Origin of the sequence: Pseudomonas sp. TNT2022 ID1044 (assembly GCF_028656895.1) — a bacterium.
Lineage (GTDB): Bacteria > Pseudomonadota > Gammaproteobacteria > Pseudomonadales > Pseudomonadaceae > Aquipseudomonas > Aquipseudomonas reinekei.
The window spans coordinates 636,006-654,090 of sequence record NZ_JAMDHB010000001.1 but is presented as its reverse complement, the minus strand read 5'-3'; the positions used below and the strand labels follow the sequence as shown (position 1 = coordinate 654,090).

Annotated in this window: 15 protein-coding genes; 9 read left to right on the top strand and 6 right to left on the bottom strand. The window is 60.6% G+C overall.

The window, feature by feature from the left end; all coding sequences use genetic code 11:
• Window positions 1-18 precede the first annotated feature (18 nt).
• A complete protein-coding gene (locus tag M5G20_RS02995) occupies window positions 19-684 on the top strand; it encodes a response regulator transcription factor (RefSeq protein ID WP_150700706.1) in 666 nt (221 codons plus the stop codon).
• A 108-nt stretch (window positions 685-792) separates the two neighbouring features.
• Here M5G20_RS02995 and nahK read toward each other — a convergent pair whose 3' ends face one another.
• The 4 genes from nahK to M5G20_RS02975 form a co-directional block, all read right to left on the bottom strand.
• Entirely contained in the window at window positions 793-3,426 is a 2,634-nt protein-coding gene (nahK, locus tag M5G20_RS02990) for a hybrid sensor histidine kinase/response regulator NahK/ErcS' (RefSeq protein WP_273917822.1), read from the bottom strand.
• Window positions 3,356-4,513, bottom strand: a complete 1,158-nt coding sequence (gene nosP, locus M5G20_RS02985) for a nitric oxide-sensing protein NosP (protein WP_443218277.1) — start codon at window positions 4,511-4,513, stop codon at window positions 3,356-3,358. Before nosP ends, nahK begins: the two co-directional genes overlap by 71 nt.
• A 276-nt stretch (window positions 4,514-4,789) precedes the next feature.
• Window positions 4,790-5,974 carry a porin gene (locus M5G20_RS02980; RefSeq protein WP_273917820.1) on the bottom strand — a complete coding sequence of 395 codons (1,185 nt, stop codon included), beginning with the start codon at window positions 5,972-5,974 and terminating at the stop codon, window positions 4,790-4,792.
• A gap of 179 nt (window positions 5,975-6,153) precedes the next feature.
• Window positions 6,154-6,969, bottom strand: a complete 816-nt coding sequence (locus M5G20_RS02975; protein ID WP_273918067.1) for a sulfite exporter TauE/SafE family protein — start codon at window positions 6,967-6,969, stop codon at window positions 6,154-6,156.
• Between the two features lie 161 nt (window positions 6,970-7,130).
• Here M5G20_RS02975 and M5G20_RS02970 point away from each other — a divergent pair, with 161 nt between their 5' ends.
• Window positions 7,131-7,994 (top strand): MBL fold metallo-hydrolase, encoded by an 864-nt coding sequence (locus tag M5G20_RS02970; RefSeq protein ID WP_273917819.1) that lies wholly within the window; start codon window positions 7,131-7,133, stop codon window positions 7,992-7,994.
• Between the two features lie 113 nt (window positions 7,995-8,107).
• Here M5G20_RS02970 and bkdR read toward each other — a convergent pair whose 3' ends face one another.
• Window positions 8,108-8,596 (bottom strand): Bkd operon transcriptional regulator BkdR, encoded by a 489-nt coding sequence (gene bkdR, locus M5G20_RS02965; protein WP_236480843.1) that lies wholly within the window; start codon window positions 8,594-8,596, stop codon window positions 8,108-8,110.
• 185 nt (window positions 8,597-8,781) lie between these two features.
• On the opposite strand from bkdR, the gene M5G20_RS02960 reads away from it, so the two are divergent.
• The 6 genes from M5G20_RS02960 (at window position 8,782) to M5G20_RS02935 (ending at window position 16,092) form a co-directional block, all read left to right on the top strand.
• Entirely contained in the window at window positions 8,782-10,017 is a 1,236-nt protein-coding gene (locus M5G20_RS02960) for a 3-methyl-2-oxobutanoate dehydrogenase (2-methylpropanoyl-transferring) subunit alpha (RefSeq protein ID WP_273917817.1), read from the top strand.
• Window position 10,018: 1 nt separating this feature from the next.
• The gene (locus M5G20_RS02955; protein ID WP_053158507.1) at window positions 10,019-11,077 is read left to right on the top strand and encodes an alpha-ketoacid dehydrogenase subunit beta; all 1,059 of its coding nucleotides are present in this window, start codon (window positions 10,019-10,021) and stop codon (window positions 11,075-11,077) included.
• Window positions 11,078-12,352, top strand: coding sequence for a dihydrolipoamide acetyltransferase family protein (locus tag M5G20_RS02950; RefSeq protein WP_273917815.1), 1,275 nt, complete (start codon window positions 11,078-11,080; stop codon window positions 12,350-12,352). It abuts the gene before it with no gap.
• 18 nt (window positions 12,353-12,370) lie between these two features.
• Window positions 12,371-13,753: a dihydrolipoyl dehydrogenase gene (gene lpdA, locus M5G20_RS02945; RefSeq protein WP_273917814.1), complete on the top strand. Its 1,383-nt coding sequence runs from the start codon at window positions 12,371-12,373 to the stop codon at window positions 13,751-13,753.
• Between the two features lie 288 nt (window positions 13,754-14,041).
• The gene (locus tag M5G20_RS02940; protein ID WP_273917813.1) at window positions 14,042-15,061 is read left to right on the top strand and encodes a branched-chain amino acid aminotransferase; all 1,020 of its coding nucleotides are present in this window, start codon (window positions 14,042-14,044) and stop codon (window positions 15,059-15,061) included.
• Window positions 15,062-15,348: 287 nt separating this feature from the next.
• Window positions 15,349-16,092 carry an SDR family NAD(P)-dependent oxidoreductase gene (locus M5G20_RS02935; protein WP_273917812.1) on the top strand — a complete coding sequence of 248 codons (744 nt, stop codon included), beginning with the start codon at window positions 15,349-15,351 and terminating at the stop codon, window positions 16,090-16,092.
• Between the two features lie 14 nt (window positions 16,093-16,106).
• On the opposite strand, the gene M5G20_RS02930 is transcribed toward M5G20_RS02935, so the two are convergent.
• Window positions 16,107-16,862, bottom strand: a complete 756-nt coding sequence (locus tag M5G20_RS02930; protein WP_273917811.1) for an ArsR/SmtB family transcription factor — start codon at window positions 16,860-16,862, stop codon at window positions 16,107-16,109.
• Between the two features lie 77 nt (window positions 16,863-16,939).
• On the opposite strand from M5G20_RS02930, the gene M5G20_RS02925 reads away from it, so the two are divergent.
• Window positions 16,940-18,067 (top strand): cytochrome P450, encoded by a 1,128-nt coding sequence (locus M5G20_RS02925; protein ID WP_273917810.1) that lies wholly within the window; start codon window positions 16,940-16,942, stop codon window positions 18,065-18,067.
• Window positions 18,068-18,085: the final 18 nt, after the last annotated feature.

Here is an 18,085-nt window from a genome sequence, read left to right as displayed (position 1 = left end):
AAAATGAGGTGAAAGGCTATGTACAAAATCTTGATTGCCGACGATCACCCACTGTTTCGCGAAGCCATACACAACGTCATCAGCGACGGCTTTGCCGGAACCGAGGTGATGGAAACCGCCGACCTGGACAGCGCCCTGGCCCTGACCCAGGAACACGACGACCTGGACCTGATCCTGCTCGACCTGAACATGCCCGGCATGCACGGCCTCAATGGCCTGATCAACCTGCGCAACGAAGCGCCAACCATTCCGGTGGTGATTGTCTCCGCCGAGCAAGACAAACAGATCGTACTGCAAGCCATCACCTATGGCGCGGTGGGTTTCATCACCAAGTCTTCGCCCCGCACCCAGATGACCGACGCTATCCAGCAGATTCTCAATGGCAACGTCTATCTACCCCCGGATATTATCCGCACCGCCAAAAGCAATACGCACCGGCGGATGAACGACACCCCGAGTTTCCCGCCCGAACTGCTCCAGGCCCTTACCCGCAAGCAACTGCAAGTGCTGGAACGGATGACCAAGGGCGAATCGAACAAGCAGATTGCCTACACCCTGGAAATCGCCGAAACCACGGTCAAGGCCCACGTCTCGGCGATCCTGCGCAAACTCAACGTGCACAATCGGGTGCAGGCGATCCTGAGTGCCGGGGATATTGATTTCGGCTCTTATTTGCGGCGTTGAGTCAGTAAGACCGTGGCGCGCCCTTCGCGAGCAAGCCCGCTCCCACAAGGACAGCGATGTACCTGTGGGAGCTTGCTCGCGATGACGTCGGTTCAAGCACCACCCACCTCAAGGCCTGCCGAGTAGATGACTCATCGCCGTCTTCAGCTTCATCGGCCGCACCGGTTTGTGCATCAGGGTGTGGCCCAGTTCGCGGATCTGCTGTTTGAGTTCATTGCTGTAGTTGGCGGTGATCATCATCGCCGGAATCGGTGATGCGCGCCGGGCATTGATCCGGGCCACCGCATCGACACCGTTCTGATCGTTGTCCAGGTGATAGTCGGCGATCAGCAAGTCGGCTTCGGCGTGGTCGTTGTCCACTTGCCGCGCCAGGTCGGCCTCCGACAGTGCTGTCACCACCCGACACCCCCATCCCTCCAGCAACGTACGCATGCCGGCGCAGATAGTTGCATCGTTATCCAACACCCATATCCGTGCACCGCGCAAACGCTCAAGCATCGGCTCGCTCATTTGCAACGTCGGCGGCGGTGTCGGCGCCGTGGCGCTCAACGGGACCTCAACCGAAAACATCGAGCCCCGGCCGGGCCATGAGCGCACTTGAATGCGGTGGCCGAGAATGCCGGCAATCTTTTCGACAATCGCCAGGCCCAGGCCCAGACCACGATCCTGATCAGGGCGCTGCACATCGCCGCGCTTGAACTCCTGGAAGATTTCCTCCAGGCGATGCTCGGCGATGCCCATGCCGCTGTCCCAGACTTCAATCGTCAGGCACTGCTTATGGCGCCGGCAGCCGAGAACCACGCGACCATTGCTGGTATAGCGAATTGCATTGCTCAACAGGTTGCGCAGAATCCGCGCCAGCAGCTGAATGTCGCTGCGTACCAGCGCCGAGCAAGCAATGAAGTGCAGTTGCAGGCCTTCACTGCGCGCCACTTGGGTGTATTCAGTGGCCAGGTTGTCCAGCAGTTCACTGAGGGCGAACGGCGCGATATCGGCCTTGATCACCCCCGCGTCGAGCTTGGAAATGTCCACCAGGGTGCCGAGCAGGTTTTCCACGTCGTCCAGTGAATTGCTCACGTTGCGCACCAGAATCTCACTGGGCATCGGTTCGCGCCGCTCCAGCAAGGCACTGGTGAACAAGCGCGCCGCATTCAACGGTTGCAGCAGGTCGTGGCTGACGGCGGCGAGGAACTTGGTCTTCGACAGGTTGGCTTGCTCGGCTTCCTGCTTGGCTTCGCGCAATCGTGACTCGACCAGGCGCCGCTCATCGATCTCGCGCAGCAGTTGGTCGTTGAGAGTCGTCAGTTCCGCCGTGCGTTCGCGCACCCGCAGCTCAAGGTTCTGATACGCCTGATGCAGTGCCTCGGCAGTGCGGCGGCGTTCGGTGATGTCGCGGATCAGTACGAAAATCCCCACCACTTCACCGCTGGCCAGACGGTTTGGCACATAGGAGCGCAGCATGTAGCGCTCCTGGTTGTTGACGTTGGTTTCAGCGAACTCGAAGGTCACGCTCTCGCCCGCCAGCGCCCTGGCCACGTAAGACTCCAGGCGCTGGTAATGCTGTTCGCTGTGCACCTCGCGCAGACTCTGGCCGAGCATCACGCCACGGGGCCAGCAGTACCACTCTTCGTAGACCTTGTTGGTGAACTCATACACCAGATCGGCATTGAGGTAGGCAATCAGTGCCGGTACGTGGTCGGTGATCAGGCGAATCCAGCGCTCGCTTTCACTCAGTGCCTCGGCGTGCTGGTAGCGCTCGGTAATGTCGGTGAAGGTATTGACGAAACCGCCGGTGGGTAACGGATGGGTGCGAATTTCCAGGACCCGGCCATCGTACAAGCGCTGCTCGCATTCGCGTATCGGCCGACCGTTGCTACCGCGGCTGGCCGGGGTCAGCAGGGTCAGCTCGCTGTCGCCGATCACTTCGGCAAACGGCCGATGGGCCGCCACCGGTGCCAGCCCGCTCAACTCCAGGAAACGCCGGTTCCACAATTCCAGAATGCCTTCGGCGCTGACCATCGCCACCCCTTGGGACAGGTTGTCTACCGCGCGTTGCAACAGATGCGACTTCTGCGCCACCGCCTGCTCGCGGCGTACGGTTTCGCTGAGTTTGACGTCGGTAATGTCGGTGAACAGCATCACCCGCCCGCCTTCCTGGGTCGGACGCTCACTGACTTGCAGCCAGCGCCCGTTCTGCAGGCGATACAACAAGTTTTCATCGGCATGCCCGCGAGGTTCTTCGGTGAACAGGCCATTGCTCATCATCAGGCGCCTGACCTCGGCCAGGCGCATTCCCGCGTTGATTCGCACGCGGCTGTTGCTCCAGAACGCCTTGAAACGACTGTTGAACAAGACGATGCGCTGCTCGGCGTCGAACAACACAAAGGCATCGGAAATGCTTTCGATGGCGTCGATCAGGTGTTGATGCGCGGTTTCTGCACGCAGGCGGGCTTCGCTGAGCAAATGATTGCCGGCCTTCAGTTCAGCCATGGCCTGGTTCAGCGCATCGGTGCGTTCGCGCACTTGCTCGGCCAACACAACCGAATGCTGGAATGCTGCATACGGGTCGTTGCCTCGGGTCACCCCGGACTCGACTCGCTCGATCAACGCGCCATTGATGCGCTGCAGCTTGTGATTTTCATGGCGCAGGCTGGCCAGTTCGGCCTGTAGCTCAGCGATGTCCGGGGGCACGGCCACGGGCAATGGCAACGCCGGTGAAGGTCTGGTTGATGTGCATGCCATTGAACTGTTCTCCGTAGGTGTTGAAACCCATCACCCGTTGCTCACGCAAAAACCCGCCGATCTGCTCGAGGCTGCCATCGTCTTCGAGCTCCAGACGCCGCAGGAAACAGTCGCAACCGATGGTCAACAGCAAATCGCCCAGGCGCTCCTGCAATCCCTCGAACAACCTTTGCAGGTTGGGTAGCATCGGGCCAGGCGTCATGGCGGTGAGGACGATGCCGTTTTCCACGGCGCAGTAAAAACTCAGGCTCAGGTCTGGATGCACCTGCTGGATGGCCCGCACGTAATACTGATGATTGATTCGCACCGCCAACGGGTGCGCGGCAAACACCCGGTGATCGAGCTCAGCCACCGGCACGCCGATGTGCCGGGCGTACTCGGCGGCGGCGGGCTCGGCATTCAGTTCGAAGACCCGGCGCAAGGCGCTGTCGGCGCCGGTAACCACCAGTTTCTCGGCGCGGGGCAACACGTGGTGGGTGGTGAACACTTCGAAATCCAGCCAGGTGTTGACCAGCACCACCACGGCCGCGCCGCTGTGGAACTGGCCATCGAAGTACACATGGGTGTGAGTCAGGTAATTGTCGTCACCGGCCGAGCCGCCGAAATGTGGAATGTCGCCCAGTGCCGCGCTCAACGCCGCCAGCACCATTTCTTCGCGGCTGGACAGGCCATCGAGCAAGGTCAGGGCAAAGCTGTTGCCCTTGATCGGCGCCAGGGTGTTGCTACGACAGCCACTGACCAGGCGTTCGACCATTTGCTGGGCGTCGATCAGGCTGAAGTGTTCCATTTGATCGATCAACTCCACCGCGATGGAAAAGTGCCGATGATCGAAGCCCACCGCCGTTACGCAATTGCGCCCGTAGCCCAACGCAGTGATTTCTCCGGCACTGGTGCAACCGGCCAGGCGAATGCCGCCGAAGCTTTGCTGCAAGGCCTTGCCCAGCGCCTGCAAGTCGTATTCGGCGGAACAGAAAAACAGCACGAACCCCAAGTGTGGATGCAGCAACTGCCGCGCCAGTTCCTGCGCCACCTGCGAGGCATCGGTGGCCTGGGACATTGCACTGACGATACCTTCGCTCTGCTGCATCATCGTCTCCGGCAAGTGCGTGTATAGGAGGCACGAGTGTACGAAGCCTGCGAGGAGCGACGAATGCTACTTGGGTAGCGGGTAGCCGCTTCGAAGGGATAAGAGAGCTAAAGCTCCCACACTAGATTTTGGCTATCCGCAGGCGTTGCATACACCCGTAAACCCTGCGGGAGCGCGCTTGCTCGCGATGGGGCCATCACAGCCAACATCCATGTCGCCTGACACTCAGCCATCGCGAGCAAGCTCTTTCCGACAACGGGTTTTATTCCCGGTCAGCTACCAGGTCAGCACCGCGCCCACGGCGAAGGTGTCGGTGTCTTCGTTCTGGTCGCTGGTGTCGTGGCCGTTGATTTCGAACTGGTTGTACTCGGCGACCAGCTTGAGGTTGTCGTTCACGTCATGAAACAGCGCGATGCCGCGGGTTTCGTAGTCGGCGCCGCTGCCGACCGCGCCGTTGCCATCGTCCTTTGTCTTGCCATAGGACAAGGCCAGGCGGTTTTTGCCCAGTTTGTAGGAGCCCTGCAACAGGTAGCCATCGCTGTCGACGTTGCGCAGGGTGGGCTCGCCGGCATTGTTGGTGAAAAACGGGTTGATGCCTTTGGCCTGGAAGCCGGACCCGGTCAAGGACAAGCCGCCCATCTTCGCCTGCACACCATAACCGACACCTTTGGAAGTGACGGTGTCGACCGTGGAATCGGTGTTGTCCGAGGACTGATAGCTGCCGTTGACCCAGCTGTAGATCTTCGCCCCCGCCAGGTCGAACTGATAGGTGACCTCACTCTCGGTCCGCGGGTTTTCCTGGTAGGCCTTGCCCGTCGGGCTGCTGTCGTTGGTGTCTACCGGGTCCATGATGCCGACCGCCACGCGCAAACCGTCGATGACCGGGGTGCGATAGGTGATCTGCGATGTCGGGAACGGGTACGGGTAGCCGGTGCCGATGTTGCCGAACGACACCCCGCCGCCGTCCACCAACCCCAGCGTATCGCTGACCTGACCGTATCCGGCGAGCATTTCGTCAAGCAGGATGTTCGAACGGGCGAACAGTCCGAAGTCCTTGCCGATCAGCACTTCGCCCCACTCCGGGTTGGCCACGGTGCCGTAGAACTGCCGCACATCGATGGCGGTTTCGGTGCCATTGGTTTCGCTGTCGTTGATGGTGACCCAGAACGAGGCCCGGGCGCCGAGCTTGAGATCGTCAACCTGCTTGCCCATGTTGAATCCCAGGTAGTTGGGCAAGAAACCCATTTTCACCCGCGACTGCCGACGATCGTACTGTTCGCCAGCGCGATCCACATCGCTGTTGACGTAAAAGGCGTTGATGTAGCCATCTGTGGAGAACGTGGTCTGGTCCTTGTCGTACAGCTTGATTTCGGCCTCGGCGATCGGAACGAGGCCGAGTGAGGACAAGCTGGCAATGAATGCCGGCAGAAAACGATGCGTGAAGTTCTTATTGTTGTGCATGGCGCGCTCCGAAACGGGGGACGAAGTGTCGGAGGCGATTATCGAAAGCGGACAGGCGGCGCCATACACTGCCTTGGAGGCGTTTTTGAGGTGCTTTGGATTGGCCGGCGGTGCGTGACCACAACGGCTTAAGACGGGTTGTCGGCCAGGCTTGCCACTTAGGGCTTAGGCCTGCCGACTCATACCGGCCAGGCGTTGGCCTGAAACAGCATGTAGGCGGCTATCACCAGACAAAGGCTGGCGAACCCCACTTGCAAGGCCCGCGCCGGCACCCGGGCGCAAAGCCTGCGGCCGATGACCATGCCGACTATGCTCGAAACGATGAACGTAATGCCCACCCCGTCGATGCGCACCCCGGCATGGAACGCGCCGATCACACCGATTAACGAAATCAGGCTGATCACCATCAGCGACGTGGCCACGATCCCGCGCATCTGCACATCGGTCAGTTGCTTGAAGGCAGGCACAATCAGGAAGCCGCCCCCCACGCCCAGCAAGCCTGATACCACACCCGTCACCGCGCCGAGCGAGGCCAGCGTCGCAGTACATTTGGCCGTCCAGGAAAAACGCCCGGTCTGCTGATCGAGCATGCAGTTCTTCTGACCCCAGCTGGCGTGCCCGTGATCGCTCGGCCCCTGCTCCTTGCGCTCGCGACGCAACATCCGCCCGGCTACCATGACCATCAGCAGACTGAACAGGATCATCAGGATTTTTTCCGGCAACTGGTGGGCAAAATAGATACCGACCGGAGAAAACACCGCGCCGAGCGCCGCAATCAACAGCGCCGCGCGATAACGCACCAGGCCATGACGCAAACCGTCGATGGCCCCCACCAGTGCCGCGCTGCCCACCGCAAACAATGCGACGGGCGCCGCCGTGGTCATGTTCCAGCCAAGGCCAAGCACCAGCGCCGGCACGGCAAGAATGCCGCCGCCCGCACCGGTCAAACCCAACACCAAGCCCATGACCACACCAAAAAAACTCGCCAGCCACATAAAACGCTCGTAATCCATGACAAAGGCCGGGAACGCCCGGTATCGATACAGTGACAGGATAGAGCCCGCCCGGGTTTTCGTTAACAGAAATGACGCAGGGGCTGGTCAGCGCAGGGAGAATGAAACTAACCTCATGGCTTGTTCACCAAGAAACAACTCCCATGCCTGCCCTGATTGAAGCCTTTTACGACGACGCCTCATCCACCTACAGCTACGTGATCTACGAAGCCGATGGCGGGCAATGCGCGATCGTCGACCCGGTGCTCGACTACGACCCCGCCGCCGGGCGAACCACCACCGTGCAGGCCGACCGCATCATCGCCTTCGTGCGTGAACATCGCTTGCAAGTGCAGTGGTTGCTGGAAACCCACGCCCACGCCGATCACCTGTCCGCCGCGCCGTATCTGCGCCGGGAGCTGGGCGGTCAGATCGCCATCGGTCAATCGATCTGCAAGGTGCAAAGCGTGTTCAAGGCGCTGTTCAATCTCGAACCGCAATTCTGCATCGACGGTTCGCAGTTCGATCACCTGTTCGCCCCGGACGAGTCATTTTCCATTGGCAACCTCAAGGCCAAGGCCCTGCATGTGCCCGGCCATACCCCGGCGGACATGGCGTACCTGATCGGCAACGATGTGATTCTGGTGGGCGACACCATGTTCATGCCGGACGTGGGCACCGCGCGCTGCGATTTTCCCGGGGGCAACGCCAACCAGATGTTCGCCTCGATCCAAAAACTGCTGGCATTCCCCGCCAGTGTGCGCCTTTACGTCTGCCACGATTATCCGCCCGAGGGCCGTGAACCGCATTGCATGACCACGGTAGGGGAGCAACGTAAAAGCAACATCCACGTGCGCGACGGTATCGACGAAATCGCTTTCGTTCAGATGCGTACCCAACGCGATGCCGGGCTGGGCATGCCGACGCTGCTGCTACCGGCGATTCAGGTAAACGTGCGAGCGGGCAACCTGCCACCGGCCGAAAACAATGGCGTGACCTACCTGAAAATCCCCCTGAATCAACTCTGACCCTGCTCGGGCTTGCCCGCGAAGGGGCCGGTATAGCCCCCCAAAAAACAGGAAATGCTGAAAGCGGCCTTCGGCCTATCGCTGGCAAGTCAGCTCCCACAGGTTTGCGGCGCCTAGCTGCCGAGGGTCAACCCATTCGCTGGCAACGGCAAAGCCGTCTTATAGCGCACCTGTTTAAGCGCAAAACTTGAGCGAATGTTCGCCACCCCCGGCACTTTGGTCAGAAAGTCCATCATGAAGCGCTCCAGCGACTGGATGGACGGCACCAGTACCCGGATCAGGTAATCCGGGTCGCCGGCCATCAGGTAGCACTCCATCACCTCGGGGCGGTCGGAAATTGCCTCTTCGAAATGCTGCAGCGCCTCCTCTACCTGCTTCTCCAGGCTGACGTGAATGAACACGTTTACATGCAGCCCCAGCAAATCGGCATCCAGCAACGTGACCTGCTCGCGAATCAGGCCCAGTTCTTCCATCGCCTTGACCCGGTTGAAACACGGCGTCGGCGACAGGTTGACCGAGCGTGCGAGGTCGGCATTGGTGATCCGCGCGTTCTCCTGAAGGCTGTTGAGAATGCCGATATCGGTACGGTCCAGTTTGCGCATGAGACAAAACCACCTGTTTTTTATGTTTATGCAGTTTTTTTATCTGCAAATGATCTTGAGCGCAATGAAACAGAGAGAAATATTCTTCTTGGCCGGGCCTATGATTGTTGTAGGACAAGATTTCTTCTACCGAACGAAATCTGTCAGCTCACTACAAGAAATTCACAAGATCGAGCGTAGAAGCCATGACCCAAGCGTACGAACCGCTACGCCTGCACGTCCCTGAACCCTCGGGCCGTCCCGGCTGTAAAACCGACTTCTCCTACCTGCACCTGACCGATGCGGGCACGGTGCGCAAACCCCCAATCGACGTTGAACCCGCCGACACCGCCGACCTGGCCAAGGGCCTGATTCGCGTGCTCGACGACCAAGGCAACGCCTTGGGTCCATGGGCTGCGGACGTACCGACGGAGACTCTGCGCAAGGGCATGCGCGCCATGCTCAAGACGCGCATCTACGACAACCGCATGGTGGTCGCCCAGCGTCAGAAGAAAATGTCCTTCTACATGCAAAGCCTCGGCGAAGAAGCCATCGGCAGTGCCCAGGCCCTGGCGTTGAACATCGACGACATGTGCTTCCCGACCTACCGCCAGCAAAGCATCCTGATGGCCCGCGAAGTGCCGCTGGTGGATCTGATCTGCCAACTGTTGTCCAACGAGCGCGATCCGCTCAAGGGGCGTCAGTTGCCAATCATGTACTCGGTAAAAGAATCCGGTTTCTTCACCATCTCCGGCAACCTCGCGACTCAATTTGTCCAGGCCGTGGGCTGGGGCATGGCCTCGGCGATCAAGGGCGACACCAAGATCGCTTCGGCATGGATCGGCGACGGCGCCACCGCTGAATCGGACTTCCACACCGCCCTGACCTTCGCCCACGTGTACCGCGCGCCGGTGATCCTCAACGTGGTGAACAACCAGTGGGCGATCTCCACCTTCCAGGCCATCGCCGGTGGTGAAGCCACCACCTTTGCCGGTCGTGGCGTCGGTTGCGGCATCGCCTCGCTGCGGGTCGATGGCAACGATTTCTACGCGGTGTACGCCGCCTCCGCCTGGGCTGCCGAACGTGCCCGGCGCAACCTCGGCCCGACCATGATCGAATGGGTCACCTACCGCGCCGGCCCGCACTCGACCTCCGATGATCCGTCCAAATACCGACCTGCCGATGACTGGAGCCACTTCCCGCTCGGTGATCCGATTGCGCGTCTCAAGCAGCATCTGATCAAGATTGGCCAGTGGTCCGAAGAGGAACATGCCGCCGTCAGCGCCGAACTGGAAGCCGAAGTGATCGCCGCGCAAAAAGAAGCCGAACAGTACGGCACCCTTGCCGGCGGGCAGATTCCAAGCGCCGCGACCATGTTCGAAGACGTCTACAAAGAGATGCCGGAGCACTTGAAGCGCCAGCGTCAAGAGTTGGGGATCTGACATGAACGATCACAACAACAATATCGAGCTGGAAACCGCCATGACCACGACCACCATGACCATGATCCAGGCCCTGCGCTCGGCCATGGATGTGATGCTTGAACGTGACGATAACGTCGTGGTGTTCGGCCAGGACGTGGGTTACTTCGGCGGCGTGTTCCGCTGCACCGAAGGCCTGCAGAACAAGTACGGCACCTCGCGGGTGTTCGACGCGCCGATCTCGGAAAGCGGGATCGTCGGCGTCGCCGTCGGCATGGGCGCCTATGGCCTGCGCCCGGTCGCCGAGATCCAGTTCGCCGACTACGTGTACCCGGCCTCCGACCAGATCATTTCCGAGGCCGCCCGCCTGCGTTATCGCTCGGCCGGTGAATTCACCGCCCCCATGACCCTGCGCATGCCTTGCGGCGGCGGCATCTATGGCGGTCAGACCCACAGCCAGAGCATCGAGGCGATGTTCACCCAGGTGTGCGGTCTGCGCACGGTCATGCCGTCCAACCCGTACGACGCCAAGGGCCTGCTGATCGCCTCCATCGAGAACGATGACCCGGTGATCTTCCTCGAGCCGAAACGCTTGTACAACGGCCCGTTCGACGGCCACCACGACCGCCCGGTGACCCCGTGGTCGAAGCACCCGGCCGCGCAAGTGCCGGACGGTTACTACACCGTGCCGCTGGACGTCGCCGCCATCACCCGTCCAGGCAAGGACGTGACCATTCTGACCTACGGCACCACCGTGTATGTGTCGCAAGTCGCCGCTGAAGAAACCGGCATTGACGCCGAAGTCATCGACCTGCGCAGCCTGTGGCCGCTGGACCTGGAAACCATCGTCAAGTCGGTGAAGAAAACCGGCCGCTGCGTGGTGGTCCATGAAGCGACCCGCACCTGCGGTTTCGGCGCCGAACTGGTGTCGCTGGTGCAAGAGCATTGCTTCCACCACCTGGAAGCGCCAATCGAACGCGTCACCGGTTGGGACACCCCCTACCCGCACGCGCAAGAGTGGGCGTATTTCCCTGGCCCGTCCCGAGTGGGCGCGGCTTTGAAACGGGTCATGGAGGTCTGAATGGGCACGCACGTTATCAAGATGCCGGACATTGGCGAAGGCATTGCAGAAGTTGAATTGTCGGTCTGGCACGTCAAGGTCGGCGACATGGTTGTCGAGGATCAGGTGCTGGCCGATGTCATGACCGACAAAGCGATGGTGGATATTCCATCGCCAGTGCATGGCAAGGTCATCGCCCTCGGCGGTCAACCTGGCGAAGTCATGGCGGTTGGCAGTGTGCTGATCAGCATTGAAGTCGAAGGCGCGGGCAACGTGAAGGAGTCGGCACAACCGACTCCGGCTAAAGAAGCGCCGGTTGCCGCGCCGAAAGTCGAAGCCGTGGTGGTTGAAAGCAAACCGGTCGCTGCCGCTGCGCCAAAAGCCGCCGTTTGCCACGGCCCGATGGTCGCTCGCGAAGCCGATGAGCGTCCGCTGGCCTCCCCGGCCGTGCGCAAGCATGCGCTGGACTTGGGCATCCAGTTACGCCTGGTACGTGGCAGCGGCCCGGCCGGTCGCGTGCTGCATGAAGATCTCGACGCCTACCTCGCGCAGGGTCAGTCGAATGCATCGACGGTCAGCAGCGCTTACACCCAGCGTACCGATGAAGAACAAATCCCGGTGATCGGCATGCGCCGCAAGATCGCCCAACGCATGCAGGACGCCACCCAGCGTGCCGCCCACTTCAGTTACGTCGAAGAAATCGACGTCACCGCCGTGGAAGAGCTGCGCGCGCACCTCAATGAAAAACACGGTGCCGCTCGCGGCAAGCTGACCTTGCTGCCGTTCCTGGTCCGCGCCCTGGTCGTCGCCCTGCGTGACTTCCCGCAAATCAACGCCCGTTACGACGACGAAGCCCAGGTCATCACCCGCCTTGGCGCGGTGCATGTGGGCGTCGCCACCCAGGCCGACATCGGTTTGATGGTGCCTGTAGTGCGTCACGCCGAAGCTCGCAGCCTGTGGGACAGTGCTCAGGAAATCTCCCGTTTGGCCACTGCTGCCCGTAACGGCAAGGCCAGCCGCGATGAACTGTCCGGCTCGACCATCACCCTGACCAGCCTTGGCGCGTTGGGCGGCATTGTCAGCACCCCGGTGCTGAACCTGCCGGAAGTGGCGATTGTCGGCGTGAACAAGATCGTTGAACGACCAATGGTGATCAAAGGCCAGATCGTGATCCGCAAGATGATGAACCTCTCCAGCTCCTTCGATCACCGCGTGGTCGACGGCATGGACGCGGCGCTCTTCATCCAGGCCATCCGTGGCCTGCTCGAACAACCCGCCACCTTGTTTGTGGACTGATTTTTGTTGGAGAGCAGCATGCAAACTCTGAACACTACATTACTGATCATCGGCGGCGGCCCCGGCGGTTATGTGACGGCAATTCGTGCCGGCCAACTGGGCATCCCGACCATTCTGGTGGAAGGCCAATCCCTGGGCGGCACTTGCCTGAACATTGGCTGCATTCCGTCCAAGGCACTGATTCACGTCGCTGAGCAGTTTCACCAGACGCAGCACCACAGCCAGCATTCGGCACTGGGCATCAACGTCTCGGCACCGACGCTGGACATCCGCAAGAGCGTCGAGTGGAAGGACGGCATCGTCGATCGCCTGACCACCGGTGTCGCGGCGTTGCTGAAAAAGAACAAGGTCCAGGTCATTCAAGGCTGGGCGAAGGTGGTTGACGGCAAGACTGTCGATGTCGGCGACACGCGCATTCAATGTGAACACCTGGTACTGGCCAGCGGTTCGAAAAGCGTGAACCTGCCGATGCTGCCCATTGGCGGGCCGATCGTTTCTTCCACCGAAGCCCTGGCGCCGACATCGGTGCCCAAGCGCTTGATTGTGGTGGGCGGCGGTTACATCGGTCTGGAGCTGGGCATTGCCTATCGCAAGCTCGGTGCGGACGTTAGCGTGGTTGAGGCTCAGGATCGGATCCTGCCGGCCTACGACGCCGAACTGACCCAACCAGTGCACGACGAACTGAAAAAACTCGGTGTGATGCTTTACTTGAAACACAGCGTGCAAGGCTTTGATTCTACAAATAATACTTTGCAAGTCCTGGCGCCAGGCGGCGACACTCTGAACCTGGAAACCGATCAGGTCCTGGTGGCCGTGGGCCGCAAACCCAACACTCAGGGATGGAACCTCGAAGCGCTGAATCTGGACATGAACGGCTCGTCGATCAAAATCGACAACCGCTGCCAGACCAGCATGCGCAACGTGTACGCCATCGGCGATTTGAGTGGCGAACCGATGCTCGCGCACCGGGCCATGGCCCAGGGTGAAATGGTTGCCGAGCTGATCAGCGGCAAGTCGCGCGAGTTCAACCCCACCGCCATCGCCGCCGTGTGCTTCACCGACCCGGAACTGGTGGTGGTCGGCAAGACCCCGGACGAGGCCAAGGCTGATGGCCTTGACTGCATCGTTTCCAGCTTCCCGTTCGCCGCCAATGGCCGGGCGATGACGCTGGAGTCGAAAAGCGGCTTCGTGCGCGTGGTCGCCCGTCGGGACAATCATGTGATTGTCGGCTGGCAGGCGGTGGGCGTCGGCGTGTCAGAGTTGTCCACGGCGTTCGCGCAAAGCCTGGAAATGGGCGCGCGACTGGAGGATATCGGCGGCACCATCCACGCGCATCCGACGCTCGGCGAGGCTGTGCAGGAAGCGGCATTGCGGGCATTGGGCCACGCCCTACACCTGTAACCGCGATCAATTGTGGCGAGGGAGCTTGCTCCCGCTGGGCTGCGAAGCGGCCCCAAACACTGCCGCCACCGTGCATTTGCTGCACCGCGGTGTCTGGTTTTACCAGTGCTGCGCACTGGAGCGGGAGCAAGCTCCCTCGCCACAGGATTTCGAACAATGAAGAATCGGCGGTAAATAGCCGATAGTCCGGGCTGCGAAACCGGCCCGGAATGAAGTATTGTTGTCCCCATCCAAAAAACGTCAGAAGCCTTGAACCGTTTCGACGGTTGTTCAGTGATAGAGGGTGTCATGGGTAACGAAAGCATCAATTGGGACAAGCTGGGTTTTGACTACATCAAGACCGACAAGCGCTATCTGTCGTATTTTCGCAATGGCGAGTGGGACAAAGGCACCCTGACCGAAGATAACGTGCTGCACATCAGCGAAGGCTCGACCGCTCTTCATTATGGCCAGCAATGCTTCGAAGGCATGAAGGCCTATCGTTGCAAGGACGGCTCGATCAACCTGTTCCGCCCGGACCAGAACGCCCTGCGCATGCAACGCAGCTGTGCGCGCCTGCTGATGCCGCTGGTAGACACCGAGCAGTTCATCGAAGCCTGTAAAGAAGTGGTTCGCGCCAACGAGCGCTTCATCCCGCCTTACGGCACCGGCGGCGCGCTGTACCTGCGTCCGTTCGTGATCGGCGTGGGTGACAACATCGGCGTGCGTACTGCTCCCGAGTTCATCTTCTCGATCTTCTGCATTCCGGTCGGCGCCTACTTCAAGGGCGGCCTGACCCCGCACAACTTCCAGATCTCCAGCTATGACCGCGCGGCGCCGCAAGGCACCGGGGCTGCCAAGGTCGGTGGCAACTACGCCGCCAGCCTGATGCCGGGCTCCAAGGCCAAGAAAGCCAACTTCGCTGACGCCATCTACCTCGATCCGTTGACTCACACCAAGATCGAGGAAGTCGGTTCGGCCAACTTCTTCGGGATCACCCACGACAACAAGTTCGTGACCCCGAACTCGCCGTCGGTACTGCCGGGCATCACCCGTCTGTCGCTGATCGAGCTGGCCAAGACCCGTCTGGGCCTGGAAGTGGTTGAAGGCGATGTGCTGATCGACAAGCTCTCGGACTTCAAAGAGGCCGGCGCTTGCGGCACCGCTGCTGTGATCACGCCAATCGGCGGCATCAGCTACAACGACCACCTGCACGTGTTCCACAGCGAAACCGAAGTCGGCCCGATCACCCAGAAGCTCTACAAAGAGCTGACCGGTGTGCAAACCGGCGACATCGAAGCGCCTGCGGGCTGGATCGTCAAGGTTTGACCTGACCCCATCCGCCACAAAAAATCGCCGCCTTCGGTATTTGAAGGTGGCGATTTTTTTTGCCTGCGGTCACACACAAAACCTGTAGATGCAAGCTCGCGCCTACAAGGATTTCAAGGGCCCCATCTGGTTATATCGACTACCAAGCAGTCAAAACGACACCACCCCAGCCAAGTCAAAATAACTACAACTCGCCGCAACCCCGCGTGTTTCAAGGCCCTCAAAATTGGCCTGATTTTTGGTACGTGATCTTTGAACGTTCACTGACCAAAAAAAGGAACTCGTTTATGAATAATGCTTTTCAGGACCGTCTGGCCGTCGTCACCGGCGCCAGTTCCGGAATCGGCCTGGCTGTCACCGAGCGGTTGCTGGGCCAAGGCGCCCGAGTGCTGGCCATGTCGCGCCAGATCGGTGGCCTGGCGCAATTGGTGGAACGCTTCCCGACACAGCTGTCGTGGGTAGCCGGGGATGTGACACAACCCACTGATCTGGCGCGGCTCGCACAGCAGGCAGCAACCTTGGGCCCGGTGAGTTACCTGGTGCCGAACGCGGGGATTGCGGAACTCGCCGATGGCCTTGACCTGACGGCGTTCGACCGGCAATGGGCGGTCAACGGAGCGGGTGCGCTGAACACCCTGGCCTGCCTGCGCGAGCACTTGGCGACGGCGGCTTCGGTGGTGTTCATCGGCACCTTCCTGGCGCAAGTGACCTTCCCTGGCCTCGCCGCCTACATCGCCTCCAAAGCCGCGCTGATCCACCACGCCCGCACCCTGGCAGTCGAGTTGGCGCCCCATGGCATCCGCATCAACACCGTGTCCCCTGGCCCGACCGCGACGCCGATCTGGTCAACGCTGGGCTTGCAAACTGAAGAGCTGAACAATGTCGCCAACACGGTCAATCAGCGGCTGTCAGGGGGTCAATTCCTGGAGGCTGGCGCCGTTGCCGACGTCATTCTGTTTCAGCTCGGCAACGGCGCCCGCAACGTCATCGGTCAGGACTGGGTCGTCGATAGCGGCTATACGATTCGTTAAAAACTCTATACATATCAATATGTAGAAACATTAATTTGAGGTTTATTCGAGATTGATTTCGAATTCTCCTCTGACAACAATGCCTTCAACCCGAACCGCGCGCTGATCTCCTTGCGACCCAAGGCGGTCAGCGCCAATGCCCGGCTGTCGAGATCCTGGGTCAGCCATTTGCGCTTGATCGTCACTTGCAACAGCGCGGCGCCCAGAGCCCCGCCCAAATGCGCCCGGCGCATGCTCCAGTCCAGGCACGGGCAGGCAAATCGACGGCGTACCAAGGCAAGATCCTTGACCTCAATACCCAGACTTTCAAACAACGCCTCGCCGCTGTCGCTCAGTTGGTAAACCTGCTCATTCATCTCCAGCAACCATCCCGCTTCGATCATCCGGTCATGCAGTTGCACGGCCAGCGTGCCGGCCATGTGGTCGTAGCAAGTGCGGGCGAATTGCAAGCGATCCGGCGTGCGCGACTGGAAGCCCGGCGCCGTGTTCTGGCCAATCACCATCAACGCCTCCAGCGCCTGGGCTACTCGCCTGTCCGCCAGGCTGTAATAGCGATGACGACCCTGCACATGCAGGCGAATGAGCGCCAATTCCTTGAGTCTGGCCAAGTGCGCACTGGCAGTTGATGCACTGACTTCGGCCACCGCCGCCAATTCAGTACTGGTGCGGGCGTGGCCATCCATCAGCGAACAGAGGATTTTCGTTCGCGCCGGCTCCGCGATGGCAGCGGCCACCTGGGACACCCCGATGTCATGTTGCTCTACGTTCATATTTCGCTCCCGGACGAATCATCGCCTGTTCGAACTGCAGATAGTAGCAACACTTCCGACAACAACAGGCTGCGACCATGGACCCGATCACCGCTGCGACTCACGCCGATCCTTATTCTTACTACGCACAATTGCGGGCCGAGGGTGGGCTGTTTTTTCATCAGGGCCTGAAACTGTGGGTCGCCAGCAGCGCCTCCGCGGTGGCCGCAGTGCTGGCGCATCCTGATTGCCATGTTCGACCGGACGCCGAACCGGTGCCCAAGGCGATTGCCAACGGGATGGCCGGCAAGGTGTTTGGCCAATTGATGCGCATGAATGAAGGCGAACGGCAGTGCTGCCCCCGTTCAGCCATCCAGCCGGGGCTGCAGTGGATCGACCCGCAGCAGGCCGAGGCGCTGGTGGCAGCGCGCTTGATCACGCCGGGCGCCGACGGAATACAGGCCGCCATGTTCCGTGGCCCGGTCTGCGTGGTGGCGGCGCTGCTGGGTTACGCACCGGCTCAGGGCCGCATCATCGCCGAGCTCACTGCAGACTTTGTCGCCTGCCTGTCACCGCTCAGCACCCCGGCTCAACTGGCCACGGCCCATACCGCCGCCGAGCAACTGAGCGGTTACTTTGTTGAGTTGCTGGATGAACAGGCCGATCAGAGCCCCCTGCTCGCCGGCATCCGCCAGCGCTTCGCCTCGAGCTCTGCATCAAATGAAACGCTGATTGCCAACCTGATCGGTCTGCTGTCCCAGACATACGACGCCACCGCCGGATTGATCGGCAATGCAGTGCTCGCCCTGATTGCAAACCCGTCGCTACGGCACGATGCGCTGTGTATCGACGATTTGATCGCTGAGGTCCAACGCTTCGACCCGTCAGTACAAAACACCCGACGCTTCGTCGCAGCGCCTTGCGAAATCCAAGGTGTGCACCTCAATCGCGGCGATGTGATCCTGGTACTGCTGGCCTCGGCCAATCGCGACCCGCAGCTCAATGAAAATCCCGACGCCTTCCTGCTGCATCGCCCGGACCGACGCAGCTGTACGTTCGGGGCTGGTCGCCATCAATGTCCGGGGCAAATGCTGGCCATGGGCATTGCCGGGGCCACGTTGAGGCAGATATTGGCAGTGAATCCTGTACTGGATCGACTGGACTGGGATTACCGCCCATCCCTGAACGGACGGGTTCCCGCGTTCAAGGACTTGCCGGTGGCCTGATATTCACGGCTGATTGCC

Excerpts from the sequence above, each read along its gene's own strand:
- M5G20_RS02970 (WP_273917819.1), top strand. The coding sequence starts at position 7,131 with ATGCCTGCCCTGATTGAAGCCTTTTACGACGACGCCTCATCCACCTAC.
- M5G20_RS02925 (WP_273917810.1), top strand. The coding sequence starts at position 16,940 with ATGGACCCGATCACCGCTGCGACTCACGCCGATCCTTATTCTTACTAC.
- M5G20_RS02930 (WP_273917811.1), bottom strand. The coding sequence starts at position 16,862 with ATGAACGTAGAGCAACATGACATCGGGGTGTCCCAGGTGGCCGCTGCC.
- M5G20_RS02995 (WP_150700706.1), top strand. The coding sequence starts at position 19 with ATGTACAAAATCTTGATTGCCGACGATCACCCACTGTTTCGCGAAGCC.
- M5G20_RS02975 (WP_273918067.1), bottom strand. The coding sequence starts at position 6,969 with ATGTGGCTGGCGAGTTTTTTTGGTGTGGTCATGGGCTTGGTGTTGGGT.
- M5G20_RS02955 (WP_053158507.1), top strand. The coding sequence starts at position 10,019 with ATGAACGATCACAACAACAATATCGAGCTGGAAACCGCCATGACCACG.
- nahK (WP_273917822.1), bottom strand. The coding sequence starts at position 3,426 with ATGGCATGCACATCAACCAGACCTTCACCGGCGTTGCCATTGCCCGTG.
- M5G20_RS02950 (WP_273917815.1), top strand. The coding sequence starts at position 11,078 with ATGGGCACGCACGTTATCAAGATGCCGGACATTGGCGAAGGCATTGCA.
- M5G20_RS02940 (WP_273917813.1), top strand. The coding sequence starts at position 14,042 with ATGGGTAACGAAAGCATCAATTGGGACAAGCTGGGTTTTGACTACATC.
- M5G20_RS02935 (WP_273917812.1), top strand. The coding sequence starts at position 15,349 with ATGAATAATGCTTTTCAGGACCGTCTGGCCGTCGTCACCGGCGCCAGT.
- M5G20_RS02980 (WP_273917820.1), bottom strand. The coding sequence starts at position 5,974 with ATGCACAACAATAAGAACTTCACGCATCGTTTTCTGCCGGCATTCATT.
- nosP (WP_443218277.1), bottom strand. The coding sequence starts at position 4,513 with ATGCAGCAGAGCGAAGGTATCGTCAGTGCAATGTCCCAGGCCACCGAT.
- lpdA (WP_273917814.1), top strand. The coding sequence starts at position 12,371 with ATGCAAACTCTGAACACTACATTACTGATCATCGGCGGCGGCCCCGGC.
- M5G20_RS02960 (WP_273917817.1), top strand. The coding sequence starts at position 8,782 with ATGACCCAAGCGTACGAACCGCTACGCCTGCACGTCCCTGAACCCTCG.
- bkdR (WP_236480843.1), bottom strand. The coding sequence starts at position 8,596 with ATGCGCAAACTGGACCGTACCGATATCGGCATTCTCAACAGCCTTCAG.